At 40.2% G+C, this 26,607-nt stretch carries 20 protein-coding genes; 3 read left to right on the plus strand and 17 right to left on the minus strand.

Annotated features, from left to right (window positions below; all coding sequences use genetic code 11):
- Positions 1-45: 45 nt before the first annotated feature.
- A complete protein-coding gene (locus tag EDD71_RS06745) occupies positions 46-885 on the plus strand; it encodes a DNRLRE domain-containing protein (protein ID WP_133627987.1) in 840 nt (279 codons plus the stop codon).
- A gap of 118 nt (positions 886-1,003) precedes the next feature.
- Positions 1,004-1,360, plus strand: coding sequence for a DUF6385 domain-containing protein (locus EDD71_RS06750; RefSeq protein WP_243116418.1), 357 nt, complete (start codon positions 1,004-1,006; stop codon positions 1,358-1,360).
- 47 nt (positions 1,361-1,407) lie between these two features.
- Here the strand turns inward: EDD71_RS06750 and EDD71_RS06755 are convergent, their stop codons facing one another.
- From EDD71_RS06755 to EDD71_RS06820, 14 genes are all read right to left on the minus strand, one after another.
- Positions 1,408-3,213: a TPR domain-containing glycosyltransferase gene (locus EDD71_RS06755; RefSeq protein ID WP_166636373.1), complete on the minus strand. Its 1,806-nt coding sequence runs from the start codon at positions 3,211-3,213 to the stop codon at positions 1,408-1,410.
- A 61-nt stretch (positions 3,214-3,274) separates the two neighbouring features.
- The gene (locus EDD71_RS15265) at positions 3,275-4,003 is read right to left on the minus strand and encodes a DUF6385 domain-containing protein (RefSeq protein WP_166636374.1); all 729 of its coding nucleotides are present in this window, start codon (positions 4,001-4,003) and stop codon (positions 3,275-3,277) included.
- A gap of 369 nt (positions 4,004-4,372) precedes the next feature.
- Positions 4,373-5,563: a DegT/DnrJ/EryC1/StrS family aminotransferase gene (locus tag EDD71_RS06760; protein ID WP_133627990.1), complete on the minus strand. Its 1,191-nt coding sequence runs from the start codon at positions 5,561-5,563 to the stop codon at positions 4,373-4,375.
- Between the two features lie 21 nt (positions 5,564-5,584).
- Positions 5,585-6,517 carry a GDP-L-fucose synthase family protein gene (locus EDD71_RS06765; protein ID WP_133627991.1) on the minus strand — a complete coding sequence of 311 codons (933 nt, stop codon included), beginning with the start codon at positions 6,515-6,517 and terminating at the stop codon, positions 5,585-5,587.
- 52 nt (positions 6,518-6,569) lie between these two features.
- Positions 6,570-7,595 carry a GDP-mannose 4,6-dehydratase gene (gene gmd / locus EDD71_RS06770; protein ID WP_133627992.1) on the minus strand — a complete coding sequence of 342 codons (1,026 nt, stop codon included), beginning with the start codon at positions 7,593-7,595 and terminating at the stop codon, positions 6,570-6,572.
- A gap of 28 nt (positions 7,596-7,623) precedes the next feature.
- Positions 7,624-9,642, minus strand: a complete 2,019-nt coding sequence (locus tag EDD71_RS15515; RefSeq protein ID WP_207669297.1) for a glycosyltransferase family protein — start codon at positions 9,640-9,642, stop codon at positions 7,624-7,626.
- Positions 9,643-9,760: 118 nt separating this feature from the next.
- On the minus strand, positions 9,761-11,080 hold the full coding sequence (rfbH, locus tag EDD71_RS06785; protein WP_133627993.1) for a lipopolysaccharide biosynthesis protein RfbH: 1,320 nt from the start codon (positions 11,078-11,080) through the stop codon (positions 9,761-9,763).
- A gap of 151 nt (positions 11,081-11,231) precedes the next feature.
- Positions 11,232-12,158 (minus strand): transketolase family protein, encoded by a 927-nt coding sequence (locus EDD71_RS06790; protein WP_133627994.1) that lies wholly within the window; start codon positions 12,156-12,158, stop codon positions 11,232-11,234.
- A complete protein-coding gene (locus EDD71_RS06795; RefSeq protein ID WP_133627995.1) occupies positions 12,159-12,977 on the minus strand; it encodes a transketolase in 819 nt (272 codons plus the stop codon).
- Positions 12,978-13,922: an NAD-dependent epimerase/dehydratase family protein gene (locus tag EDD71_RS06800; RefSeq protein ID WP_133627996.1), complete on the minus strand. Its 945-nt coding sequence runs from the start codon at positions 13,920-13,922 to the stop codon at positions 12,978-12,980. It abuts the gene before it with no gap.
- Complete coding sequence (rfbG, locus tag EDD71_RS06805) at positions 13,915-15,018, minus strand: CDP-glucose 4,6-dehydratase (RefSeq protein WP_133627997.1); 1,104 nt, start codon at positions 15,016-15,018, stop codon at positions 13,915-13,917. Before rfbG ends, EDD71_RS06800 begins: the two co-directional genes overlap by 8 nt.
- A complete protein-coding gene (gene rfbF / locus EDD71_RS06810) occupies positions 15,011-15,790 on the minus strand; it encodes a glucose-1-phosphate cytidylyltransferase (RefSeq protein ID WP_133627998.1) in 780 nt (259 codons plus the stop codon). The genes rfbG and rfbF overlap by 8 nt, the downstream gene beginning before the upstream one ends.
- An 86-nt stretch (positions 15,791-15,876) precedes the next feature.
- Positions 15,877-17,304, minus strand: a complete 1,428-nt coding sequence (locus EDD71_RS06815; protein ID WP_133627999.1) for a glycosyltransferase family 2 protein — start codon at positions 17,302-17,304, stop codon at positions 15,877-15,879.
- Positions 17,294-18,574, minus strand: a complete 1,281-nt coding sequence (locus EDD71_RS06820) for a glycosyltransferase family 4 protein (protein WP_133628000.1) — start codon at positions 18,572-18,574, stop codon at positions 17,294-17,296. Before EDD71_RS06820 ends, EDD71_RS06815 begins: the two co-directional genes overlap by 11 nt.
- Before the next feature lie 170 nt (positions 18,575-18,744).
- Between EDD71_RS06820 and EDD71_RS06825 the strand changes: the two genes are divergently transcribed.
- Positions 18,745-20,547 (plus strand): glycosyltransferase, encoded by a 1,803-nt coding sequence (locus EDD71_RS06825; protein WP_166636376.1) that lies wholly within the window; start codon positions 18,745-18,747, stop codon positions 20,545-20,547.
- A 142-nt stretch (positions 20,548-20,689) separates the two neighbouring features.
- Here EDD71_RS06825 and EDD71_RS06830 read toward each other — a convergent pair whose 3' ends face one another.
- The 3 genes from EDD71_RS06830 to EDD71_RS06840 form a co-directional block, all read right to left on the minus strand.
- Positions 20,690-23,062 carry an endonuclease MutS2 gene (locus tag EDD71_RS06830; protein ID WP_133628002.1) on the minus strand — a complete coding sequence of 791 codons (2,373 nt, stop codon included), beginning with the start codon at positions 23,060-23,062 and terminating at the stop codon, positions 20,690-20,692.
- A gap of 16 nt (positions 23,063-23,078) precedes the next feature.
- Positions 23,079-25,457 carry a U32 family peptidase gene (locus tag EDD71_RS06835; RefSeq protein ID WP_133628003.1) on the minus strand — a complete coding sequence of 793 codons (2,379 nt, stop codon included), beginning with the start codon at positions 25,455-25,457 and terminating at the stop codon, positions 23,079-23,081.
- Between the two features lie 389 nt (positions 25,458-25,846).
- Positions 25,847-26,593, minus strand: coding sequence for a hypothetical protein (locus EDD71_RS06840; protein WP_133628004.1), 747 nt, complete (start codon positions 26,591-26,593; stop codon positions 25,847-25,849).
- Between the last annotated feature and the right edge of the window lie 14 nt (positions 26,594-26,607).

The following is a 26,607-nucleotide window of genomic DNA, read 5'->3' on the forward strand; positions in this document are numbered from 1 at the left end:
AATGAATATACAGATAATGGGGGATGAATGCAAGGAGTGGTATAAATGAATGAAACACTTTTATTGTGTACACGGCAGGTCTCAGTAAACAGTAAATTTCCGGATCAGAATTTTAAAGATGAAACCTTTCAAGCTGGAACCGACGGGGCCTACAATTATCGGAGTTTTATGTTTTTTGATATAATGAACTTACCGTTTAATATTAATGTTGTTTCAGCAAGGCTTGTAATTTATTTAATTGAAGATCTCTATAAATTTACAGGAAAAAAACTGTATATATACGGACTTCTAGATGACTTTGGGCACTTTACTACCTACAGCTTCCAGCCCCGTACCGAATCACGGTATGTAAAATTCAATATGAATATCAGATCTTCAGGACCTATGCAAATAGATGTTACAGACATCGTTAGAAAATGGAGGAACGGAAATCTTATAAATAAAGGTATTCTTTTAAGGGGGGATGAAAGAAGGCCATCCCTTATAACCCTTGGATCAGCCCATAATATGAATTACAATTTGATACCCAAACTAAAGCTTCAATACACAATCCCAGAACCCCCATCGATTCTTGGAAATATAGAAATTAAAACCTTCACCTGGTATTTAAGTTTTAGTGGTTCAGCAGTAACACCTGATATTGATGTAAGCGCCATTATAGAGGGGACCTTCTTTATTAAAAACCTCGGTCCCAATCAAGTTAAGGCAAATATAGAAGTAAGTTACGATGGATCAAACTGGTCAAAGGATACGGAGAGGGTAATTCCTCCAGGTACCACTGCAGCAATGGCGCCCCAGTACTATGGAAAGTTCTACAGGGTAAGGTTTACTTCTGCGGGCTCAACCGCTGTAGATATAAAATTTATTTATCAAGTATACAGATAAAAATGGCAAATTTGCATTCAGCTCTGGTTCTTATGTGGTATGCTGAAGGAAACATGGAGCAAGCTTGGAAAATGTAAAACAATTCTTGATGTTTAGGAGGGGGACAGGGTTGATTACAGTGAAGTTTAACAATCCTATTGATGAAATAGCAGTTGCTGCGACCATAAACGTGGAATTTCAAGAACAAACATTTGTACTTCCCATTCCTGGTACTGCCACAACCCCATCGATAGACGCAAGCAAATTAGTTAAGGGAACCTTCTTCGTAAAAAACACAGGAGCCATTCCGATAACTGCAACACTTGAGGTAAGCGGAGACGGTATAAGCTGGGTACCGGATACGGTTAAAAATGTTCCGGCAGGAAACGTTGAAGTGTTGGTACCTATAATGTATGGGAAGTATTATCATGTGGTATGTACCGCTGGCGGCGTCGGAAATGCAACTATAATTTTTTCATATCAGATTTATAGTTAACAGATGCAAAGCTCTTTGCTACCGAAAAGTAACAAAGAGCTTTGCATCTATACGGTCCCTGCCAGGATGTTTCTCATCATTTCTATCCCCTCAGCATCAATCCTGTCGAAAATTTTTATGGATCTTATCAGCTCATTGTATGCCATCTGGTAGAAGCCGTTCACATAATAAAGCTTCGCAAGGCCTAAAAGCACTTCATCACTTTCTATAAGGTTTAAAAATTGAAGTGCTTTTTCAAATATATCGAATTCGGATATTTTAAGCAGAATGTTTAAAAGGTCTAAAATTATGCTTAAGTATTCTCTGGATTCATCCTTATCAGCGCTAACGGGTTTGCAGTTTTTCCCTTCCATAATTTCTTTGAAGGTTTTATAGACAAGTACTGTTTTATTTCCTATAATCTCTTTATCTTTGCTTAGAAGCCTTGCAGCCCTTCTTGTATTGTTTGTTAGTATATGGCTTAAAAAAAGTTTGTTTATAGCTCTTTGATAAAATTCCCCGGATTTTATTTTTTTATAACACTCTATGGCTTTGTTAAAGTTCTTCAAATAAAAGAGACAGGTTCCCTTGTAGTATAAAATTTCCGGTGACTGGCCCATGAGTTTTTCAGCCTTTGTTATATATTCATATGCTATGTCATATTTTCTCTGTTTATAAAACACATTGGAGAGAGCCATGCAGGCTCTGCCGTCCAACCTTCCTCCAAACAAATCTTCAAGGGCAGATTTTATATAGTCAATATCCATGTTTCTCTCATACTTTTTAAAGAGTGCCTCAGCGATTATATAAAGGCATGGAGTATATCCTGGATTTAATTTCAAGGCTTCGATGCAGCATTTGTAGGCTTCATCATAGTCCTTCATATCCAGGTATATTTCAGATAATGCGCAGCAGGCTTTAAAGCTTCCTACGCCGGCCATGAGGGCTAAATTCGAAGGTGGTTCCCCCATTTCAATACATCTTTTAAATGATTTAATTGCAAGTGTAAATTTGTTTTGCCTGTGGTACAGGCATGCCTTTAAAAATTCAAGGTCGGTGAAATTCTCATAAATCCCGAGCCCTAAATTGATTATTTCCATTTCTTTATCGTACATTTCAAGTTCATCAAAACATATTGCCATCCTTGCAAGCAAATGGGGGCTGTACCCTGTGTCAGGGTTGAAGTTTTCATAGGTTTTCATGTAATATTCAAGGGCCTTTGAAAAATCTTTTAGTGCCAGGTACTCATTTCCCATGCAGAAAAATAAAAACTTGTTATCCTTTTCAAGCTCCAATGACTTTTCAAGAAGCTCAATATTCCTTCTACGCTTATTTTTTTCCGATACAGTTTTATTTAGGTATCCATAGTGATAAAACTTTATCCTTGCCGTTTCAATCCTGGCATCTTTGTTAACAGCCATTATATTGCATGCTATTTGTTCATGAACTGTCCCCAAAAATCTGTATTCCTTCTTGTTCTTTATAAGCCTTACATTCAGGTTCATAACGATATCATATCCCGGCCTATCCCCTACAAAGCTCAGGGTTTCCATGAAATATGCGTCAACGCCATCCTTTTTTGTAAGATCGATAAGTTTTTGAGCATCCTCCCTTACAAACTCATCATCGGCATCCATTATTAAAATCCAGTCCCCTGATGCCTTTTCAAGAGAAAAATTTCTTGCGTCACTAAAATTGTTGTTCCATTCAAAATAATATACCTTTGCACCATAGCTTTCAGCGATTTTAACCGTTGAATCCGTTGAACCGGTATCAACTACTATCATTTCATCAACGACGTCTTTGATGCTTTCAAGGGCTCTTCCTATATTTTCTTCTTCATCCTTTGCAATCATACAAAGGCTTATTGACATCCCCCATACCCCCTTATATGGTATGTTTGGGCTATCGGTTTTAATCGATAGCCCAATATCATTATCTATGGGCATTGTAAAATACTTCAAAGCTTCCTGCTGTGGATCCGGTGTCGAAATACAGCCTCGTGTATCTAAGATATTTAACAGTTGCCAGTGTAACCTTTCCAGTAGATGCTGCAACAAGAGTTTCTGTGCTGTCATCTACAAAGTAATCCTCAGTGTTAACGGGAGCTATTTGAAGTTTTACTGAAACTGCTCCTGCGCCGGTGTTCCTTACATAGAAGGAATATATTACATCCTGGGAGTTGTCAATTGTAAAGGCAATACCGGTACCTGTTGAAGTTATAACTGCACTTGCTGAAGTAAATACTGCACCGCTGGAAATAGTACCTACAGTGTCTGTACCCTGTGTAAGGCTTCTGATATTGAAGTTGTTTGCACTTACGCTTACAGTATCGGTACTTACTGACAAGCTTCTTATGCTGAAGTTGTTTGCGCTCACACTTACTGTGTCAGTGCTTACTGTAAGAGGCCTGATATCAAAGCTGTTTGCGCTTACGCTTACCGTATCGGTGCTTACTGTAAGAGGCCTGATATCAAAGCTGTTTGCACTAACGCTTACTGTATCGGTACTTACCGACAGGCTTCTTATGCTGAAGTTGTTTGCGCTTACGCTTACTGCACCGTTTGCATCCAAACTAAGAGACTGCAGATTTGCACCGTTTAATCCATACACCAGTACTTTTAACTGACTGGCGACATCATTAAAGACTAGATTATTAGGCATGGAAATCTCCCCCCAAAAATTCTTTATTTCTTACAATCAACTCAAGCCCAGTCATCCTTTGTTCAGTATATAATATGATATATACGACAAAATTGCTTAAATGCATATAAATTTTCAGCAAAAGATATATTAATTCAGACATTTTTCTCGCCTTTAAACTGCCGCAAAAAACGATGTTGTCTAAAAAGTATTTATGTAGGCAAAATGTATTCCATTCACTGCCGGTCTCTAAAAAGAAATTCTAAACTTAAGATGGCTGTAAAGCCAAGTGATTTCGTTTAATAAGCTTCGGTTAAACACAACGAAATACACTGTGATTTTGCAGCCATCCCTTAATCATTTCACCTTTTTAGAACCCCTGCTCTTTTATCATCTCTTAAAGAAACTGTCAAAAACATCCTTTATTTTGTTCAGTTCATCCTTTCCCAGGCCGTGGTGGCATCCAATATAAAAACCGCTTCTGTTAATCCATTTTGCGACGGGATAGTCATCCTCAATATTTCCGAAAATCCTTTTATATACCGGTTGATTTAAAAGCGGAAGCATAGGCCTTGTCTCGATATTGTTTTTTTCCAAAAATCTCGTAAGCTCATCCCTTGTAAAGGTACTGTTTTTTCTCACAACGATTGGATACATCATAAAGGTATGGTCTATATAGTCATTGAATTCCGGAAGCTGCAGCACGTCGGAGTATTTTTTAAGGGCTTCTGTCAGATAGCGGGCGTTTTCTTTTCTTTTGGACATAATTTCACCTACCCTTTCAAGCTGCGCAAGGCCCAGGGCTCCTTCAATCTCCCCTATCCTGTAGCTGTAGCCAAGCCTTACAAACAAAAACCTTCTATCCATTTCCGTATTCATTCTCTTTGGACAAACCATCCTGGGATCTGAAGCAATGCACTTTTCACATGTACAGTCCCTGCCGTGGGCAATTAAGGATCTGGCTATTTCCATATATGTCCTGTCATTGGTTATGATTATTCCACCAATGCCTGTAGTTATGGTGTGGGCCACATAGGTGCTGGATGCTGCTAGACTTCCAAAACTTCCAACAGGCTGATTTTTGTATTTTGCAAAATGGGCTTCGGCACAGTCTTCAATCACCTTTAAATTGTATTTTTTAGCGATTTCCATTATTTCATCCATTTCACAGGGCTGCCCGAAGGTGTGTACAGGAATAATGGCCCTAGTGTTTTCGTTTATGTGTTTTTCGATTTCTGCAGGGTTTATATTGTAAGTTTTTTCATCCACATCTACAAAAACGGGTTTAAGCCCTGCCTGAATACAGGCGTTTGAGGTGGCTATAAATGTTACTGCAGGAACCAGTACCTCCGTATTTGAATTCCAGTTTTCCACTTCCTTTAATATCTCAAGGGCCACATGAAGTGCTGCAGTGCCACTGCTGCACATGATTCCATATTTTTGATTGTGCAGCCTTGCAAACTCCTTTTCAAATTTTGCCACGTAGCTGCCCTGTGACAGCCTCTCACTTTCAAGGGCATCCATTACGTATTTTTTTTCAAGCTCTGTTATAGATGCACAGCCAACTCCTATTTTATTCATTGAAACGCTCCTTTAAATTGCTTACATGTAATTTTCCTTATACCATTCTATGGTCCTTTTCAGCCCTTCCTCCAATGTCCATTTTGGAGTAAATCCCAAAAGCTCCCTGGCCCTTTTGATGCTCGCGCATCTTCTTGGCTGACCGTTTGGTTTGCTGGTATCGTAGACGATTCTTCCCTTAAAGCCCGTTAACCTTATTATCTTCTCAAGGAGGTCTTTTATTGTAATCTCCTCATCCGTTCCGATATTAACAGGTATTGGTTCATTTAGCTTTTCTGCAGCTAAAACTACGCCTTCTGCAAAATCCTCTGCATAGATAAAGCTTCTTGATGGTGAACCGTCCCCCCATACGACGATTTCATCCTGGTTTTCAAGGCATTTTCTAATAAGAGCTGGAATAACGTGGGAAGTATCCCTGTCAAAGTTATCCCGCGGCCCATATGCATTAAATGGAACAACCACAACAGCGTTCATTCCGAATTCCTGTCTGTATGCCTGGGACTGCACCAGCATCATAAGCTTTGTGTAACCGTAGCTTGCATTGGTTTCTTCAGGATACCCGTTAAAAAGATCCTCTTCCTTAAAGGGTACCGGTGCGTGTTTAGGATATGAACATGCCGAGCCTATAGAAACAAATTTTTTAACCCCTTTTATCCGTGCAGCTTCCATGAGCTGTACGTTCATAATCATATTTTTGTAGAATGAAGTGCCGGGATGCTTCTTTGTATACCCTATTCCGCCTACCACTGCCGCCAGATGGATTACCATATCCATATCCTTTACAACCTCCAGACAGTTTTTCATTTCCGTAAGGTCATATTGAAAGCTGCGGGGGATTAATATATTGCTTTCCTTTGCACCGCGCTGAAGGAGTTTTTCAACTACGTAGGAGCCTATAAATCCGCTGCCTCCGGTTACTAAAACGTTTAAATTGTCCCATCTGAAATCTTTCATAGAATGCAACTCCTGAAATTGATTTAAGACGCTGCGATAAAAATATATGAATTCATACTTTCTTCAGGTCTGCCTCCATCATTATTTTTACAAGCTCCTCGAAGGTAACCCTGGGCTGCCAGCCAAGTTCCTTCCTGGCCTTTGATGGATCCCCTATTAGCAGGTCTACTTCAGTGGGTCTAAAATACCTCGGGTCAATCTCAACCACCACTTTACCCGTTTTAGAATCATAACCCTTTTCGTCTTCCTCCTTTCCCCTCCACTCAATATCGATACCAACGTATTTAAAGGCCTTTTCACAGAATTCCCTTACAGTATGGGTTTCCCCTGTGGCAATTACATAGTCTTCTGCCTTTTCCTGCTGAAGCATAAGCCACATAGCTTCAACGTAATCCTTTGCATAACCCCAGTCACGCATGGCGTTTAAGTTGCCAAGGTAGAGCTTTTCCTGCTTTCCCTTTGCAATTCTGCATGCTGCCTTTGTAATCTTCCTCGTTACAAAGGTTTCACCGCGCCTTGGAGATTCGTGGTTGAAGAGTATTCCATTACATGCATACAGGCCGTAGGCTTCCCTGTAGTTTTTGGTTATCCAGAAGGCATAAAGTTTTGCCGCTGCATAGGGGCTCCTTGGGTAAAAGGGTGTCGTCTCCTTCTGGGGGATTTCCAAAGCCTTTCCATAGAGTTCGCTGGTTGAGGCCTGATAAAACCTTGTTTTTATTTTGGTATCCTTTATGGCGTCAAGTATCCTGAGGGTACCAAGTGCATCAACTTCAGCCGTGTATTCCGGTATATCAAAGGACACCTTAACATGGCTCTGTGCAGCTAGATTATATATTTCATCAGGGTTTATACTATAAATCAACCTGCTTAGATTGCTGGAGTCCGTCATGTCTCCATAATGGAGAATGAGTTTCAGGTTCTTTTCGTGTATATCCTGATATAGATGTTCTATTCTTCCAGTGTTAAAGGAACTTGAACGCCTGATTATTCCGTGTACTTCATAACCCTTCTCAAGAAGCAGTTCGGCAAGATATGATCCGTCCTGACCTGTAATTCCTGTGATTAGTGCTCTTTTCATATTTATGCCTCCGATGAATATATTTATGTTAAATTGAGCTTATAATTCCTTCTACAACTGTATTTACAAAATTCTCTGCGCTAAAGAGGCGTATTTTTTCACTTTTGAGGTAGTTTTTTATTGCTTCAATGTATCCCATGTATTCATCGTCTGGCATGTTTTTAATATGGCTGTAGAGCTCTTCGTAGGTTGCAAATTTTCGCCTGTCGATGAATGTGTTTTCAGGAACATAATCGGTTATGTTGGGCGCTCCAAGATAGATTGGGACACAGCCTGCGAAGAAGCAGTCAAAGATTTTTTCTGTTATATATCCTCTTATATCCCTGACGTTTTCATAGCATATGGAAAACTTATATTTCTTTAATACATCGTATTTTGATTCTATTCTTCCTTTATACGAAGGGTAATCATTACCATCTATAATCCTTCCGTCCCTTGAATATATGCTTTTATCCCAGTCCATCCCGTATAAATCGAATTCTTCGGGATGGTTATTTTCAAACCATCGGATGGCTTTAATCCTTTCGCTATATAGTTCCTGTTCATGGAATACAAGCTTATGCCCTGCAATTAGGGTGCAAAATCCCCTTTTGTCTTCTATATTGAAATCAATCGTATCAGGAATTTTGTTTGGCCAGAAGTATTTGATGTATTTTTTACCGTCCACATAGTCGTCATGCCATACAAATATCTTTTTAAAGTATTTATGATTTTCCACAAGCCAGTTATCGGGGCGTATAAGACTTGTTTCAAAGAGAATCAAAAAGTTATTATCAAGCCTCTGCAGGCTTTGAGGCATGTCGCTGTATATTACAAATTCTGAAGCTGCAATATCGTTTATGTCGTGAGTATTTAGTTCATAACCTTTTTCTTTAAGCTTTTCCCTCAAGAGATACCAGTGATAGAGACAATTGTCTCTGTTGGATATTTTATCATTTAAATCGAACATTCTGTTCCTGCAGAAAAAATCAACCGTTTGGATAGCTGCCTTTTTAAGGGCAGGTTTATCGGCATCTGCTGCCTTTTTTCTCCTCGTTCTGTGCTTTTTGCTATTATTCATAATTGTTTCAAATGCTTTTTTCAAAACCGAAGTATATGTGTAATCCCTTGCCCTCTTATGGGATGCTTTTAAAATTTCCATCCTCTTATTTTCATTTTTGAGATAATATCTTATATTTAACTCCAGTTCATCGATGCTGCTAAATATTGCAATTTCCTTTCCTATATCAAAATAATCCTCAAGGCCCGGAGCGTACTGAGATAGCTGGAAGCCTCCAAAGCATGGAATTTCAAAATTCCTGGCCTTTATTTGTTCCACCCTCTTGCTGCTTCTCATGTATTCATCGATGTTTTTCTCGTCATCAAGGATGTACCTTATGTCCTTTGATACGGAGTTTGACAGGTTAAGGTTTATCTTTGAGTGCAGTATTATTTGTTTTATGTCCTCGTAGGATACCCTTCCATTTGGCCACCCTGCACCAAAACATTCAACGTTGTAGCCCCTTCTCCTTAAGTAATTAACGGCCCAGGCCCTTGAACTGCTTATACCTCCTATAAATGAGATGTCGTATTTATAATCTATATTTTCAAAGTCTATATTATCTACATAGTCGTAGGAGGCCCATTGAGAAAGGACTACATTGCTGTATCCTATTTCACTGTATTTGTCAAGGCTGTATTTATCAGTGGTTATGGACCATCGCAGCCTGGGTGCTGTGTATTTTGTAAAGCTGTCAAACCTCCAGTTGTCATCACAAAACCAGTTGATTGTGATATATTTCTTCGAAAGTTTTTCTATGGTTTCAAGGGCAACCTCATCCCTCATCAGCACAAAAAAAACTATGTCAGGGTTCTCCCTTTTAACAAAACTTATTATCTCCCTTTGAAGTGATTCCTTATCATTTGGAAAACCGTGCTCCTCAAGCCAGAAGGGGACAACCTCCTCTCCTATATTTTTTAAAGCCGGAAGAAACCCCCTCTTTTCAAGGGATTCTCCCCTTTCGGCTATTCCATAGTCGTATTTAAGCATTACGGGAACTATTTTCATATATACCCCTCCAAAAGCGCGCTGCCCTCTATTCAGTATATGCCGAATGTGGTTTTAGGGTACTGAAAAGAACACGCCGCTTCCAATGGGAAAAATATTTCCTTCACTTTCATCTGCTTCAACGCAAATTCATAAACTCGTCAACTGCACTTGACATATAATCCAGCATTTCTTCGGTTAATCCCGGGTAGACTCCTATGAAGAAGGCCCTCTCGAGTATGGCGTTTGTGTTGTTAAGCTCTCCCTCTATCCTGCAGTTTATATTCTTATAGGCAGGATGCTTTAATATATTTCCTGCAAAGAGCATCCTTGTTTCTATAAGCTTCGATTCAAGATAGGCGATAAACTCCTTTCTTGTAAAGCCTGCATCTTCCCGTATGGTAAGGGGCAGCGCAAACCATGAGGGCTCGGCTTCCTTTAACCACCTTGGAAGTATAAATTTACTCTCATATTTTTTGAAAAGGTTGTAGAGATGGTTAAAGTTGTGCTTCCTTCTTTCCGTAAAGGAGGGAAGCTTTTTTAACTGCTCTATTCCCATGGCGCATTGGATATCAAGGGGTTTAAGGTTGTATCCTACGTTGCTGTAGACATATTTATGATCGTATCCTTCCGGAAGCCCTTCAAATTTATAATCAAACCTGTGGCCGCAGGCACCGCTTGGATTTTCCTCCCCGGTCTGACAGAAGCATGCCCGGCCCCAGTCCCTTATAGAAAGTACCTGTTTGTAAAGCTCATAATTATTGGTAAGGACAGCTCCCCCTTCACCCATCGTAATGTGATGGGCGGCATAGAAGCTGAAGGTTGACATATCGCCGAAGGTTCCGCAGAGCTTTCCCTTAAACCTTGAGTCCAGGGCATCGCAGGTATCCTCAATGACATAAAGATTGTATTTTCCTGCTATGTCCATTATTTTGTCCATATCCGCAGGGTTTCCCAGGGTATGAGCAAAGAAAATGGCCCTTGTTTTTTGGGAGATTGCCCTTTCTATCATTTCCGTGTCAATGTTGTACGTACCCTCTTCAACATCCACAAATACGGGTGTCAGCCCATTTTGAAGGATGGGGTTAAGGGTAGTTGGAAAGGTTAAAGCTGTTGTTATTACTTCATCCCCCATCCTTAGAGGTTTTCGGATATTTTTGGAGCAAAGGGCGCTTAAGGCAAGCAGGTTCGCAGAGGAGCCGGAGTTCGTTACAACCCCGTATTTCATTCCCATATACTCTGTGAAATCCTTTATAAACTCCCTTCCCCTTTTTCCCAGGGTGAGCCAGAAGTCAAGAACAGAATCCACAGCAGCTTTCATTTCCTTTTCATCAAATACCCTGCCTGAATAGTGGATCCTTGTTTTGCCGGGAATAAACTTTTTATTTTGTTCCCTTATCCTGTAAAGCTCATGTACCAAATCCAAAATTTCCTTTCTTATCTCACTTTCAGTTTTCATTTCATATCACCTTTAAAATTACTGATTTAATTCTTACAGAGCCATTAATCTAACCTGTTCTGTTTTGCTGCAAACAATCGGAGATAAAAAATATATGAAATTCACATAAAGCATGCAATTGGAAGTTCCAGGCGAAGGAGTATTACGACTATTATACTGACTTCATAGTTTCTATTATGCTCTTCAATACTCCATCCCTGTTTATCCCATATTTCTTCCTGAAATAAGAGCTGCTTCCGGCCGAATCGGCATATACATCGGGAATTCCAAATGGCTTAAAGATAAAGGGTTTTGTTATATTCCCTGCAACAACCTCCGAAACAGCTCCTCCAAGCCCACCTATTATACTGTGTTCCTCAATAGTAAAAATAGCCCTTGTTTCATGGATGCATTCCTTTATAATTTGTTCATCTATGGGCTTTATGGTGTGCATGCTTATAAGTTTTACTCCATATCCAATTCCTATTAATTCCCTGGAAACCTCAATCGCCTCCTCCAGCATGTTTCCTGTGGCTATTATTGATATATCCCTTCCCTCCATCATCTTTATGGCTTTTCCGATTTTAAAGTCTGCATCGTCACTGTGGAGCCTTGGCTCCCCATTTTTGCTAAGCCTGATGTATGACGGCCCTGAGAGGGAAATCACCTGCTCAACCGCCCTTTGAACTTCAAATGGGTCTCCGGGGCATATAACCTTCATGTTTGGAAGCGACCTCATAATCGAAATGTCCTCTATGGCATGGTGGGTTGCTCCGGAGCTTCCGTAGCTTAATCCTCCTCCGACTCCAACGAGGCATACGTTTAAATTTTGATAACAAAGATCGTTTCTTATCTGTTCAAAACATCTCATTGTCAGAAATGGTATTATTGAGTATACGAAAACCCTTTTCCCAACCATTGCAAGGCCCGCTGCAGTGCCTATCATATTGGCCTCGCTTATTCCGGCGTTTATAAACCTCTCTCCAAACTCCTTCTGAAACCCTTCAAATACTGAAAAGCCAAGGTCCCCTGTAATTAAATAAAGCTCTTTATCCTGCCTTGCCATTTTCGTTAATGTATTTATAAAGGTACTTCTCATTTAATCCAACTCCTTTAGGGCCCTTTGAAACTGCTCTTCATTTGTGGACCTGTAGTGCCATTCAAGCCTGTTTTCCATAAATGAAACCCCTCTTCCTTTTATGGTTCTGGCAATGATTGCAGTTGGAAAATCTAAACTCCCATATGCCGTGATTAGTGCGTCATATATTTCACTTACGTTGTGTCCATCTATCTCAATTACGTTCCATCCAAAGGCTTTCCATTTCTCCCCTATAGGTTCAAGGGCTGTTATTTCATCCACTTTTCCAAGGCCCTGGAGTTTGTTGTTGTCGATTACAGCTATAAGGTTGTTAAGCCTTTTTTGTGCTGCAAACATAGCTGATTCCCATACCGAGCCTTCATTACATTCCCCATCCCCCATTAAAACAACAGTTCTGGCATTTATATTTGAATGCTTATCCCCCAGGGCAATCCCACACCCCATTGAAAGTCCATGTCCAAGGGATCCCGTAGAGCATTCTATGCCGGGGAGGCTGTCCTTTTTTGGGTGTCCTGAAAGGGCGGAACCATCCCTGCAGTATGAATCAAGGATGCCTTTATCGAAAAAGCCCCTTTCTGCAAGGACAGCATAGAGGCCTGAAGCCCCATGTCCCTTGCTCAGTATGAATTTATCCCTCAAAGGGCTTTTTGCAGTTTCAGGGGCTATATTCAATATCTTAAAATATAGAACTGTAAGTATATCCATCATTGATAGCGCCGATGCCACGTGGGAACTTCCTGATTTATGTGCCATTGTCACGACGGCCTTTCTTAACTCACTGGCCTTATTTTTTAAAAATTCTATTTCCCTATCCCTCATTTACATTCCCTCATACAAATCAATATTGTTTTTAAACCATTCAATGGTTTTCCTGACTCCTTCCCTTAGGGTGAACTTTGGCTCCCAGTTGAGCTCCTTTTTTACAAGGCTCATATCCGCCTCCCATTTGCTTGCCTGAACTTTCCTGTCCGGTAAAGCTCCCCATATGGGGGTCACCTTGGAACCTGACTCCTGAATTATCGTACTTGCCATTTCTTCAACGGTGTGCTGCTTGCCTAAGCCACAGTTATATATTTTTCCACTTAAACTTTTACATTCACTTAGTATTTTTGTAAGTTCAATCAAATCCTCTATGAAAATAAAATCACGAACGGCATTTTTATTTGAAAGCTTTGGATTCCTTCCCCTAAGGCATGAAAGCACTACACTCGGAACGAGCCTGGTTTTATCCTCATAATATCCAAAAAGTGAGAAGGGCCTTATGGTTGCAATGGGCAGATTAAAAGTTCTTGCAGCCATCTGACAATATAAAGATTGAGAAGCCTTTGCAAACCCATAGGTGTTTACGGGCTCAAGGACATCCGTCTCTTTCATAGGCTCATTTTTTATGCCATATTCTGAGGAGCTTCCAAAGTTTATAAAGGATTTGAAATCAACTTTTAAACATGCGTTTACCAAATTAACGGTTCCAATTATGTTTGTGTTTATAATTTTTTTTGCATCCTCCTGATAGTAATATGCTCCGTATGCAGCTAAATGAAAAATATATTCGGGTTTTATTTTACTTAGTGCCTTATCTATGCTGTATTCATCACAAATATCGGCCTCGAAAACCCTTATTTCCTTTATAATCCTTTTCAGTCTCCACATATTAGAGGTACTTCTTGCGATTATGTTTACCTCATAGCCTTCCTTAACAAGGTTTTCAGCCAAACATGCACCTGCAAAACCGGCAGCTCCGGTTATCAACGCTTTTTTAGACATGTCCCTCCCCCTTACCCTCAATTTTTTCACAATATCTTTTTATCTGGCTGCAGCACAGCTTATAAATATCAGCCCTTTGAATAAGTCCTTTGTACCACTCAACAGTTAGATCAGCTGCCTCATCTATGTTTAGAACCGGATTCCAATTAAGACAGGTTTTTGCCTTTGTACAGTCAAGCATCAGAAGTTGTGATTCATGTGGAGCCTTTTCATCATTCAGACATATATATCCTCCATTTCCCCATTTTTCTATTATAATGTTTACAATCCTTTCAACAGTTACCACAGAGTTGAAATCAGGGCCGAAGTTCCATGGCCCGCTGTAGCTTATGCCTTCTTCACACATTTTAGATGCGAGAAGCAAATACCCGTATAATGCCTCTAAAACGTGCTGAAAGGGGCGTATGGCCATCGGGTTTCTTATCTTAATGGGCCTGCCCTCCATCAGGGCCCTTATACAGTCAGGTATAATCCTATCCTTTGACCAGTCTCCCCCTCCTATTACATTTCCCGCTCTGGCAGTGGCCAAGGCCTTACCATGACATGAGAAATCCTTCGGGTTCATAAATGAGCTTCTGTATGATGCAGTTAAAAGTTCTACACAGGCTTTGCTGGAGCTATATGGGTCATATCCTCCCAGGGGGTCATCTTCCCGGTACCCCCATATCTGTTCCCTGTTTTCATAGCATTTGTCAGTAGTTACGATGATTCCTGCCCGAACTGAGTCCGTTTTTCTTATACATTCAAGTACGTTAAGGGTTCCCATTACATTCACTTCATAGGTTTCCTTTGGGATTTCATAGGACTTTCTTACAAGCGGCTGAGCTGCAAGATGGAACACTATTTCAGGACTAAACCTTTCAAATACCTCCATCAGCCCTTTATCGTCCCTTATGTCCCCCCTGACATCTATCATCCTATCCTTAAGGTTTGAAACCAAAAAATTGTCCTTATCGGTACAGGGATTAAGCCCATAGCCTATAACATATGCCCCGAGTTCCATAAGAAAGATCGAAAGCCATGAACCTTTGAAGCCCGTATGCCCTGTAATTAGCACCCTTCTGCCTTCATATATATTGTTAAACAGCCTATTCATTTTGTTTCCATACCTCCCATGGGGCCCTTCCGGAAGTGTAAAGCTCCTCAAGCTTCATTTTGTCCCTGAGGGTATCCATAGGCATCCAGAAGCCTTCATGCTTATAGGCTGAAAGCTGCCCCATCCCTGCGAGCCTCTCAAGGGGTTCCCTTTCCCATGCCGTTTTATCACCATCTATGAGGCCGAAGATTTGGGGTTCAAGTACAAAAAATCCTCCGTTAATCCAGCTGCCTTCCCCCTGGGGTTTTTCTTTAAACCTTCTAACCTTATTTCCTTCAAGCTCCAAAACCCCGAACCTCTCCGGCGGTTTAACGGCGGTAAGTGTAGCCCATGTTCCTTGAAGCCTGTGAAATTCTATCAGCTTTGATATATCAACATCGCTAACTCCATCACCATATGTCAAACAAAAGGTTTCACTGCCTACATAGCTCTGCACCCTTTTCAGCCTTCCTCCCGTTAAGGTGTCTTTACCTGTATCTATTAACGTTACCTTCCATGGCTCACATCTGTGGCTGTGGATATCCATTTTGTTTTCCTTCATATCGAATGTAACTCCTGACTGGTTTAAAAAGTAGTTTGCAAAATATTCCTTAATCATATATCCTTTATATCCAAGGCATATTATGAAGTCGTTTATTCCATAGTGGGAATATATCTTCATAATATGCCATAGAATAGGGCGCCCACCTATTTCAACCATTGGTTTGGGTTTAATTAAGGTTTCTTCGCTTAACCTGCTTCCATATCCTCCTGCAAGAATTACTGCTTTCATCGTCGTCCCCCCAATTTAAATCAAAGACCTTTGAACTTCTTTGTTTAAAATTCAAAACCATCAAGCCAGTTAACCTTTTTATCCTTTCAGTCAACCTCGAGGCTGAATACGAAATATGCGATAGAAAGTGCACATCTACTTATTTCTTTATTTTTTATCCCGGGTAAATCAATCATGCTATCAATTATCTTTTTATCATCCTCTGAAGCCATTATTTGACACCCAACAGGAGTTATATTTTTATAGCCCAGGGTTTCAAATAGCTTTATAAGTTTATCCTTGTTATAGCAGGGATAGAAGAAATCATTTTCGCTGCACAGAGTGCCTCCGTTTATGAGCTTTATAATATTTCTAAAATAGGACTCATTTTCCATTATAAAAATTAACTGTCCCCTATCATTTAAAAGGTTTTTTAAATCCCTAAAAATGAACTCTATATTCTGGTGCCTTTCAAGCCCCTCTTCCAAAACGATATAATCGAACCTTTCCTGCCTATAAAATTGCCTGATGTTATCCAGGCTGCCGCAAAAAACGCTTTCTGAAATGGTTTTTAAATCCGTAATATATTTTGGATCTTCTGTAAAGGTTGAGATGTAAACGTCCTCTACATCTATTGTCTTAAATCTGTTTTTAATCTGGAGGGGTGTACAGCCACAGAAGGTGTTTATTCCAAGTATTTTAACGGCCTGTTTTTTACGATACTCAATTGCATCCACCAGCATGGCATTGTAAAACCCATCCCTTATAATATCAAGGCCATATTTATCCATAAAAAGCTGTCTGCTTATTGCAAGGGAGTTGAACTTTTTATGCTCTATATCCGTTGTTACTGATCCGAAATGATGAATAAAGGTATCCCCTGCAAATATTAACTTATATCCAGCCCTTCTAACCCTGAAGCAAAAGTCATCATCGCCATATTCACCGAAGCGAAATGTTGGATCAAAGTAGCCTGCCTTTTTAAATACCTCAGGTCTAATGATGCATACAGTAGGGATAATTCTGATTCTTTCCTCCCACTTTTTAGGATTGGATTTGTTATATTCCTTTGCAAACTGCTGCATTTCTTCCAAATTGCTGTAATCTGCGCTGATCATTTGATGGTTATCTATTACATTAGCCCCTGCAGCTGCCATTCCTATCTTTTTGTCCGATTTAATACATTTTAGAAGATTATCCATCCAGTTCGTTGTAAGTATTGTGTCATTTCCAACTATGGATATATACCTTCCCCGGGAGGCTTTAACGCCTGCATTAAACCCATTCCACTGTCCAACGTTTTTTTCAAAATTAATCACCTTTGCACCGGGTAGGGATTCAAAATACTCTTTAGTTCCGTCACTTGAGCCATTATTTACTGCAATTAACTCAAAATCAATGTGTGATGTGTATTTATATATGCTTTCTATACAGAGCTTTGTGTATTCAAGGTGATTATATGCAAGTACAATAATGCTTACCAGAGGTTTCTTCTTTTTACCATTACCCATAGAGGCTTCCATTTCATCTTCCACCGCCTTTCAAAACATCAAGGGCTTCAAAGGCCCCGATCACCATGTTATCCTTATACTCCATAAACTCCTTCTCAAGGAGATCTATAGAATTCTTCCAGGTGTACATCTTTGCAGTTTCAAGCCCTTTTTCAATTAATCTCTTCCTGAGGTTTCTGGATTTTAAAAGCATCTTTATCTTTTCAATTAGCTGATCAACATTTCCTGCCTGATACATGAGGCAGTTTTCATTATCCACAGCGTATTCCTTTACCCCCTCATTTGATGTTGTAATAACTGCCGTACCACATGCCATTGCTTCAAGTGGAGGAAGTGAGAAGGCCTCGTAGTATGACCCTGAAATATATATTTCCGAATGTCTGTAGAGCCAGCCAATTTCATCCTGTGTTGGGCAGACATGATATGCAATATTAATCCCTGTCCCTCTAAAGTCCTTTTCAGGGAGTACTGGAATAATCCATTTTACTTTAAATTTATACCCTTCCTTTTTCAAATGGTAGAGGGCTTTAATTATATCCTCATGACCTTTGAATTTCAGCGCATCGCTTCCAACCAGGAGTATTTCAGGAGGGTTGTTGCCCCTGTTTTTCCCTGCGTAAAAAATGCCTTCATCAATTGCATTTGGTATCAGTACAGACTCTCTGCCATACAGCTCCTTCAGCCTTTTTTGCATGATCTTCGACACTGTTAGGATTTTTACAGGGAGAGAATGGGCTGTTGTCACAGCATTTTTAAAATAATCGGGCAGGGTGTCATATTCAAATATATCTATATCACCCTGGGCTATATAATATTTCATTGGGGCTTCTGCTTTCATGACATCTGCAATCAAATCCCAGTAGCCTGCAATTATTAAATCAATTCCGGATACCATTTCATAGAGGTCTCTGTCAGATGGTACCTTAAAATATCTGCATTTAACATCAAGCCACTCCGGTCTTGGAAAGTGGCTGTAGAGCACAACGTTGTGCCCCCTGGTATAGAGATTGTTAGCCTGTTCTATAAGAATTTTGTATCCGCCGGTAATCAGATTATGTGGAAGAAGGTATCCAATATTTAAGTGTTTTTTTTCTTTAAGATATTCAAATTTTATGAAGGAATGTCTATATCCCATGGATTCCAGCTTTTTTATGCTGGAATTAATTTTTCCTTCATCCTTATCTATTAAACCTGTGTTTAAATCATAAATAGGGTGTCTATTATTACAAATACTTAGAAGCTCGCCCATTCTTTTGCTTGCATATTCTTCCTTCAATTTCTGATAGTCAATCATGCCACCACATCCTTACCTGTGTCAAAATTACATCGTACATTCTCCTTTATATAATATGCTGGGATTTTTTTTGTGTAGACTTTATACGACAAAAACAAATAAACAAAAATTGTCATATTATGTATAAGGGTTTGGATAGGGTGTGTTCTAATATAAAGGGGGCGATTGGAGTGTCTTTAAGTTTATGCATGATCGCAAAAAACGAGGAAGAAAATATAGGAAGGGCTCTAGAGAGCGTTAAGGATATCGTTGACGAAATGATTGTAGTAGATACGGGTTCAACGGATTCAACGGTTAAAATTGCAGAAAGCTATGGCGCAAAGGTATATTATTATGAATGGAATAACAACTTCAGCGATGCAAAGAATTTTGCCCTTGAAAAAGCAGCGGGAGACTGGATTTTGCTGATGGATGCCGATGATGAACTGGTAAGGGAAGATAAACAAAAGCTTCTGGATTTACTAAAAAATGCGGATTATGATGTGTATTTCATGGATACTTTAAGTTTCGTTGGAGATAGGCCGGGAAACGACATCGTTATGAATATAAACGTAAGGCTTATAAGAAATGGAAAGGGAATTAAGTTTTCAGGTGCCATACATGAGCAAATAGGCCCAGGCTCGGGTGGAACTGTTGAAGATTTAAAGATGAGGTCTGAAAGGATAAGGTTTAACCATTATGGATATTTAAATAAGAATGTAGTAGATAAGAATAAGAGAAGAAGAAATATAGAGATCCTTGAAAAAGAGCTTGAAAATGACAATAATAACGGCTTTTTACTTTTTGGTATGGGCAATGAGTATTTTGCCCTTCACAACTTTGAGAAGGCCCTTGAATATTATAATAAAGCCTATGAAAACTTTAAACCCGATCTGGGATACAGTCCAAAGCTTATCATAAGGATGGTAATGACCCTTCATGAGCTTAAGAAATATGATGAAGAACTGGATATGATTGAAAAGGGCCTTAAATATTTTCCAGACTTTACTGACCTTGAATATTTAAGGGCTTGCTTATTTCACAGGTTGGGAAGGTATACCCTTGCCATCAAGTCCCTTGAAAAATGTATAAACCTTGGAGAGCCTAAATCCTATTTAAACTTTATTGTAGGCGTTGGAACCTTTAAGCCATATCATGCGCTTGCTGAAATTTATTTTGATATGGGTGATTATCAGGAAGCCTATAATTGCTGCATAAAGTGTTTAAAAATAAAGCCTGATTTCTATCCATGCTTCGAAAAAATTGCTCAAATATATTTTAAGGCAGACGATAGAAATAAGGAGATGGATTATATAAAAAGACAGCTTGAAAGCTTATTTAATGGGAATCTGGATGGTCCGGCCTATCTCACCCTTGGGGATGTTTTTTTCAGCCATGGGAGGTATGACATTGCTTACGACTATATAATCAAGGCCGGAGAATTTCTGGAGGAAACAGAAACAATATCTTTTTACAAGGGTATGTGTTTGTTTCATATGAGAAACTATCGAGAAGCTCTAAAATATTTTAAGAAAGTTAAATCAGGAGAATTTTATGAGAAAGCCCTATATAAAATGGTTATGTGCGAGGTTTTTGAAAATAAAATGAACGCTGCTGAAAATCTTCTTAATAAAGCAAAGGAGTTTACTAACGATAGGGTTAGGCATGTTTATAAAACATTTAAAAGCCTGGTTGAGGGCAAGATGTGTAAAACTATAAGTTCTGACAGAGTAGAATCTACAGTGTATTTGAATATAATTTGCGATTTGCTTAATACCCTTCTTAAGGTGTCAGAGTTTGAAATATTTGAAAAATCCCTTCAGCTTCTAAACCTCATTGAAAGCGATGAGGTGCTGCTCAGGCTTGCAAAGATTTATTATGTAAATGGTTTTCAGGAAATGGCCTTTAAGGAATTCATTAGATCAATAAAGGTATTTGATAAAATCGATATTGAAGGGCTTGATATGATGAAGAAAATTGTATTAAAGGTTTAAATATTAATGCCAGCTTATACCATCAAAAGGGCATTTCTCAATTTTTTGAAACAAAGGGCTGAGAGTTTCCATGCCCGTCCGCTGGATGTTATGGCAGCCCGGCGGGCACAGAAACCTGCCCTATAGTTTAATTTTAAAAATCCTACTTTTTAAGCTCCACAATGGTAACTCCGCTTCCTCCTTCGGTTATATCCCCCATCCTCTGGCTCCTTACGTGATGATGGCGCTTCAGAGCTGCTTTTATTCCTTCTCTGAGGGCTCCTGTACCCTTTCCGTGAATGATAGTTACATATTCAAAGCCCGCCAGGAATGCATCGTCAAGGTATTTGTCAAGGTTATAAAGGGCCTCGTCTATTGTCTGGCCTCTAAGGTCTATTGATGTTTGAACGTTGTTTGCCTTCTGCCTTACTATTGCTGCAGCTCCTGTTTTTTTCCTTTCCTGCTTCTTATTTACATCCCTCATAAGCTTTTTAATGGGAACGTTCATCTTCATCACGCCGATCTGGATCTGAACCTCACCCCTGGAATCGGGTCCAGATAATACAACTCCCTTCTGGGACAGGGTTGTTACATAAACCTCGTCTCCCGGTTTAACCTCATCAACCGGCACCATTCCTTCCTTAATCTCAAGGGTGTCTGCATCCTTTATTTCCATACCCTCAAGTTTTTCCTTAAGCTTCTTCCTCGCCTCTTCTGCTTCCTGTATGGCTGCAGATTCTGCCGCCCTCCTTCTAAGCTCATTTAATTCCTTCAATATTCTATCTGCCTCTTCCTTGGCCTGCCTGATAAGGCTTCTTGCCTCCTCCTGGGCCTTCATAATAAGCTTATCCCTCTGGCTGTCAAACTTATACTTCTTTTCTGAAAGCTCCTTTTTAAGCTCGTTTGCCTCACGCCTTGCCCTCTGGGCTTCATCAAGCTCCCTTTCAACAAGGGTTGTTTTGCTTTGAAGGTTTTGAATTACATCTTCAAATTTAATTGCATCCTTTGCAATCATTTCCCTGGCCCTTTCAATTACGCCTTCATCCAGTCCAAGCCTCTTTGATATTTCAAAGGCATTTGACTTTCCAGGGATTCCAATTAAAAGCCTGTAGGTTGGCCTTAAGGTATCAACGTCAAACTCAACGCTGGCGTTTTCAAAACCCTCCTCTTCCATTGCAAAAACCTTAAGCTCGCTGTAGTGGGTTGTTGCGATTATCTTCGCTCCCCTCTGATAAAGCCTTTCAAGTATTGACATTGCAAGGGCTGCACCCTCTGTAGGGTCTGTTCCGGCGCCGAGCTCATCAACAAGAACCAGCGAGCCTTCATCCACCTTCTCCATTATTTTAACGATGTTTGTCATATGGGATGAGAAGGTTGAAAGGCTCTGCTCTATGCTCTGTTCATCCCCTATATCTGCAAATACGTTTTTAAATATTGAAATTTGTGAACCGTCCCTTGCTGGTATTGCAAGCCCCGCCATTCCCATAAGGGTTAAAAGCCCCGCTGTCTTTAATGTTACAGTCTTTCCTCCGGTATTTGGCCCTGTAATTACAAGGGCGTTATACCTCTCACCGAGCCTTATATCTATTGGGACAACCTTTTCCTTATCTATTAAAGGATGCCTTGCTGCCTTTATGTTTAGTATTCCATCGTCATTAACTTCAGGAATGGTTCCATCTAAATCCAGCCCAAACTTCGCCTTTGCCATTAAAAAGTCAAGGTAGGCAATACTTTCGTTGTCGTATTTCAAGTCGTCTGCAGAGGCTGCAACCCTCTCCGAAAGCTCCGACAGGATCCTCTCTATCTCGGCCTTCTCTTTTAAGGTAAGCTCCTTTATTTCGTTGTTGAGCTCGACAACAGCCATAGGCTCGATAAAAAGGGTTGAGCCGCTTGAGGACTGGTCATGCACAAGCCCCGGCACGTTTCCCTTGTGCTCGGCCTTAACGGGGATAACGTACCTGTCCCCCCTTATGGTTATAATCGGGTCCTGAAGATATTTTGAGTAGGTTGAAAGCATTGACTGAAGCTTTTCCCTTATCCTCGAGTTTTTATCCCTTATAGCCCTTCTTATGCTGTAGAGCTTTTCGCTTGCCCTGTCGGAGATTTCGTCCTCTGAAACTATGGCAAGCTCTATGGCATCCTGAAGATTTTTTATATATACAAGGGATTCAACTGTTTCATATATGATGGGGTAAAGCTCCGATTTGCTTCCTTCCTTCATAAAACCCTTGAGCCTTTTTGTGCATCTTAATATATCACACACCCCGAGAAGCTCACCCGGGGTTAAAGTAAATCCCATCTTAGCCCTTTTAACGGTCTCCCCTATGTCTTTAATACCTCCAAGGGGCATGCTTCCCCACCTCAGCACAACATCTATGGCTTCCCTCGTTTCATTAAGCCTTTCCCTTACCTCATACATCATTGAAGAGGGCATGAGCTCAAGGCACATCTTCTTACCAAGAGAGGACTCTGCCCTCTGTGACAGCATTTCAATTATCTTATCGTATTCCAGCACCTTCAGGGTTCTTTCGTTCATATAATACCCATCCTTCCTACAGGACTCCTCTGTAGAGGTGTCCCTTAGTAATTTTGCCCTTCAAACTTTCAAGAAGCCTTTCACCTGAATGCGTAAGATTGAAGTCCCCTTCCCATGCAGCATCTATGGCTTCTCTGTATGCCTTTACAACAAGCTCCGCCTCCTCAGGAGTTTCATCTAAAAAGCTTAAAAGCATATAATCCGCATTAACATCCATTATATCCTTAATGTGCTCTAAGGAACAGAGTATTTTGGAATTATATATGTGGCTTCTGCAGTACCAGTCTGTAACAACAGGAAAATCCTCCCCTGTTCTGTCCTTAAGGTAGTGTATTTTATTTTCACAGAGGTCAGGGCAGCCTTCCCTTCCATGTCCCCTTGAACTTCCAATTGGGCAGTGCCTGCTCACCATAAGCTTTACCCTTCCATAGGAATAAACCATGGTTTTATTATTCGTCTTAAGTACCGTATTTTTTAGCTGATTAATGTTTAACTCTGGAGAAAGCAGCGCTCCACAGTTTTTAAAGGTTTCACATGCTTGGGAGTTAAATACGTTAAAGCCCTTATCAAGGTAAACATCAAAGCCCATAGATTTAAGCGCCGAGTAAAATCCCATGTTTCCACAAAGGGCCCTGTCTACTCCCATACCTTTAATCCCTTCAGCTTCCTTTTCAAGCTTCTTGTATTCCTCCATTATAATCTCCGAATACCAGGGGTAAACTGCAGTCCTTCTGCCAACTGTGTTTAATACCTCTTCAAAGCTTCCGGAGTTTATCCTAAGCCTGTCGCCTCCAAAGAAAACGATATCGCATCCTGCCAGGGAGGCGGCCTCTGCAATTTCTATCCTTCCCGTTTGAACCGCAATCTCTGGCTTAACTTTTTTGGCTGCAGCATTTAATTTAAAGTGTATTTTTTTATATTCCCTTCTTCCCTGAAGCTCATCCAAAAGGGAATTTATTGCATCCCTTCTAAGGCCGTTGAGCTTTGATACAGGTATAGCTATATCGTCATCCATATCAACGTCTATGTTTTCAAAGTAAAAGGGCGTATCCCCTGTTTTTGAAAGGGCATCCAAAGCCCTTTCCACCGATAACGGTGCTTTTAATGCCCTTTCAGGCTCGTCTGACACCGACTGTGAGGATGCCTCGGACAGGTGATATATCTCAAACTTAATCCTCTGACCCTTATGGGCTGTAAACCTTCCATATATTGGTACCTTCCTTATGTTTTTACCTTTGAAGCTTTCCTCCGCCTCACGAACAAGCTTTATGTCGAGGGATTTATATAGTACATCGCCCTTATTTGCACCTTCAAGGTAGATAACAGCAGTTTCACCGGCCTTTGCTTCCTCTACGTCCTTTCCATTTACCTTTATGGAGCCTACAGGAGCACCTGTGTTTTTGTTGAATATCTCAACTCCATCGCCAACTCTTAGGGGCTTTTTAAGAAGTATTGAAGCAAACTTGCCCCTTGAGGATACCACCCTTCCAAGATAGGTTCCCCAGTTTTTAGGCCTCTCATAGGACATCATGTCCCTGCCCTGTCTTCCAAAAAGAAAGGCAGTTGTAAAGCCCCCTCTGTTAAAGGCCTGGGTCACCCTCTCCAAATCATCTTCACGCCTATTATTATCCAAAGCCCTTCTATAGGCTGATACCACCGTTGAAACATATTCAGGCCTTTTCATTCTTCCCTCTATTTTAAGGGAGTGAACCCCAGTTCCAACGAGTTTTTCTATAAATTCAAGGGTTGAAAGGTCCTTTGGGCTTAAATAATGAAGCCTTTCACTTTTATTGTCGATTGAATACTGCATTCTGCAGGGCTGGGCACACCTTCCCCTGTTTCCGCTTCGCCCGCCTATCATGCTGCTAAAGAGGCACTGCCCTGAAAAGCTTATGCAGAGGGCGCCGTGTATAAAGACCTCAATTTCAGCCTTTGTATTTTTTACGATATTATCTATTTCATCTAAGCTCAGTTCCCTTGACAGCACAACCCTTTTTAACCCCATTTCATAGAGAGTATTCACTGAATCGAGGTTATGGGCTGTCATCTGGGTGCTTCCGTGCAGCTCAAAGTCAGGAAGGTGTTCCCTTAATGCCTTTAAAAAGCCTGTATCCTGAATTATAAGGGCATCAACTCCCTGAGAATATAAAAATGATGCATATTCAAGGGCACTTTCAATTTCATCATTTCTAAGCAGTGTATTCATTGTAACATAAACCTTAACGTTATATGCATGGCAGAATTTAACCGCCTCTATCATCTCTTTCCTGTCGAAGTTGCCTGCAGACGCCCTTGCTGAAAATTCCTTTCCGCCTATATATACTGCATTTGCTCCATTTAAAACAGCTGCCCTGAGGCTTTCAAAATCACCTGCAGGGGCTAAGAGTTCAACCATCCATATCTCTCCCTGAAACAAGTTAATTTTACTCGTTGTGCCAGATAAATTTACAGATCGGCGCTGCGATAAAAAATATATTTCATTCACCAACACGCTTAGCGAAGAAGTTCTAAGGCTCGCGATTTGAAAAATCAAGAACTTTCGTTAAACTCGCCTTGCTTAAGTCACGAAAGTTCCAGGATTTTTCTGCATCCCTTCGCCAAGAACTTCTATCTCTAAGCTTTATGTGAATTTCATATATTTTTTATCTTCGCTCAGCCCCTGAACCAGCACAACGGATTAATTTTATAATCAGTTATCATACAATTAAATTATACACAAATATATAAAAAATACAAAAACAAGGTTTAAAATTAAAAAAAGCCCAGCAGTGCTGAGCTTTGATGTTAACAGTCAAGTACTGTTCCGGTAATGCAGATATCCTGATGTATTCCAATCTTATCGATAATATCGGCGAATACTGAAATGAGCGCCTTGGTTCCTGAAATTGGATTTGCAAGATCACCGCAGTTGCATGTCCCCAAAACATCAGTATCAATATCCGTGGACTTAATAACAATTACAGACTGCAATGTTGGATCATCAAATACCTTGCATGGAATTACTCCAACCCAGTTTGGATCGTCTAATGGAACATCCTTGGTCCACTGGAAGAATTCCTGTCCGCCAACTGTTACAATTTCAAGCTTCTCGTTGTCTCCAAAGGAAATTGGGAACAAAACACTTTTATCCGTCGGGTTATCGTCCAAATCAAGTAGGCATGCCTTTGCTGGGACGTCCTGCGGTAGTACAATTACATCGAAGGTATCATCACCAAATTGTGCAACCATGAAAAGTTTGAATCTTATCATAAGTCTTACTTTGTGTTTGCATATAATTAACTGCTCTGTGTCGATGTTTATAAGTTTTTTCATGTTAAAACATTGAAGCTTTTTTTCATCCTGGTCGTGAATGCAGAGTCGGAGTGGAACTTTTTCTTCTGTTCCATTTGTGTTCACTAAAAAAAGTATTTCCTCTGATCCCTCCGGTCCCCATTTAGCAATTATTCTTTTAGCATAAATTTCAAGGGGCTCAGGATTTGCATTGTCACAAATTGGTACAAAATTCTGATCGCAGTCACAGCTAACGCTCATTTTTCTACCTCCTA

Origin of the sequence: Fonticella tunisiensis (assembly GCF_004364155.1) — a bacterium.
Classification (GTDB): domain Bacteria; phylum Bacillota; class Clostridia; order Clostridiales; family Caloramatoraceae; genus Fonticella; species Fonticella tunisiensis.

Bases quoted from the DNA above. Each gene is read 5' to 3' on its own strand.
- EDD71_RS15265 (WP_166636374.1), bottom strand. From the start codon at position 4,003: ATGCCTAATAATCTAGTCTTTAATGATGTCGCCAGTCAGTTAAAAGTA.
- EDD71_RS06755 (WP_166636373.1), bottom strand. From the start codon at position 3,213: ATGTCAATAAGCCTTTGTATGATTGCAAAGGATGAAGAAGAAAATATA.
- rfbF (WP_133627998.1), bottom strand. From the start codon at position 15,790: ATGAAAGCAGTAATTCTTGCAGGAGGATATGGAAGCAGGTTAAGCGAA.
- EDD71_RS06790 (WP_133627994.1), bottom strand. From the start codon at position 12,158: ATGAGAAGTACCTTTATAAATACATTAACGAAAATGGCAAGGCAGGAT.
- rfbH (WP_133627993.1), bottom strand. From the start codon at position 11,080: ATGAAAACTGAAAGTGAGATAAGAAAGGAAATTTTGGATTTGGTACAT.
- EDD71_RS06820 (WP_133628000.1), bottom strand. From the start codon at position 18,574: ATGATTGACTATCAGAAATTGAAGGAAGAATATGCAAGCAAAAGAATG.
- EDD71_RS15515 (WP_207669297.1), bottom strand. From the start codon at position 9,642: ATGAAAATAGTTCCCGTAATGCTTAAATACGACTATGGAATAGCCGAA.
- EDD71_RS06835 (WP_133628003.1), bottom strand. From the start codon at position 25,457: ATGGTTGAACTCTTAGCCCCTGCAGGTGATTTTGAAAGCCTCAGGGCA.
- EDD71_RS06830 (WP_133628002.1), bottom strand. From the start codon at position 23,062: ATGAACGAAAGAACCCTGAAGGTGCTGGAATACGATAAGATAATTGAA.
- EDD71_RS06840 (WP_133628004.1), bottom strand. From the start codon at position 26,593: ATGAGCGTTAGCTGTGACTGCGATCAGAATTTTGTACCAATTTGTGAC.
- EDD71_RS06800 (WP_133627996.1), bottom strand. From the start codon at position 13,922: ATGTCTAAAAAAGCGTTGATAACCGGAGCTGCCGGTTTTGCAGGTGCA.
- EDD71_RS06760 (WP_133627990.1), bottom strand. From the start codon at position 5,563: ATGAATAAAATAGGAGTTGGCTGTGCATCTATAACAGAGCTTGAAAAA.
- rfbG (WP_133627997.1), bottom strand. From the start codon at position 15,018: ATGAATAGGCTGTTTAACAATATATATGAAGGCAGAAGGGTGCTAATT.
- EDD71_RS06745 (WP_133627987.1), top strand. From the start codon at position 46: ATGAATGAAACACTTTTATTGTGTACACGGCAGGTCTCAGTAAACAGT.
- EDD71_RS06765 (WP_133627991.1), bottom strand. From the start codon at position 6,517: ATGAAAGATTTCAGATGGGACAATTTAAACGTTTTAGTAACCGGAGGC.
- gmd (WP_133627992.1), bottom strand. From the start codon at position 7,595: ATGAAAAGAGCACTAATCACAGGAATTACAGGTCAGGACGGATCATAT.
- EDD71_RS06795 (WP_133627995.1), bottom strand. From the start codon at position 12,977: ATGAGGGATAGGGAAATAGAATTTTTAAAAAATAAGGCCAGTGAGTTA.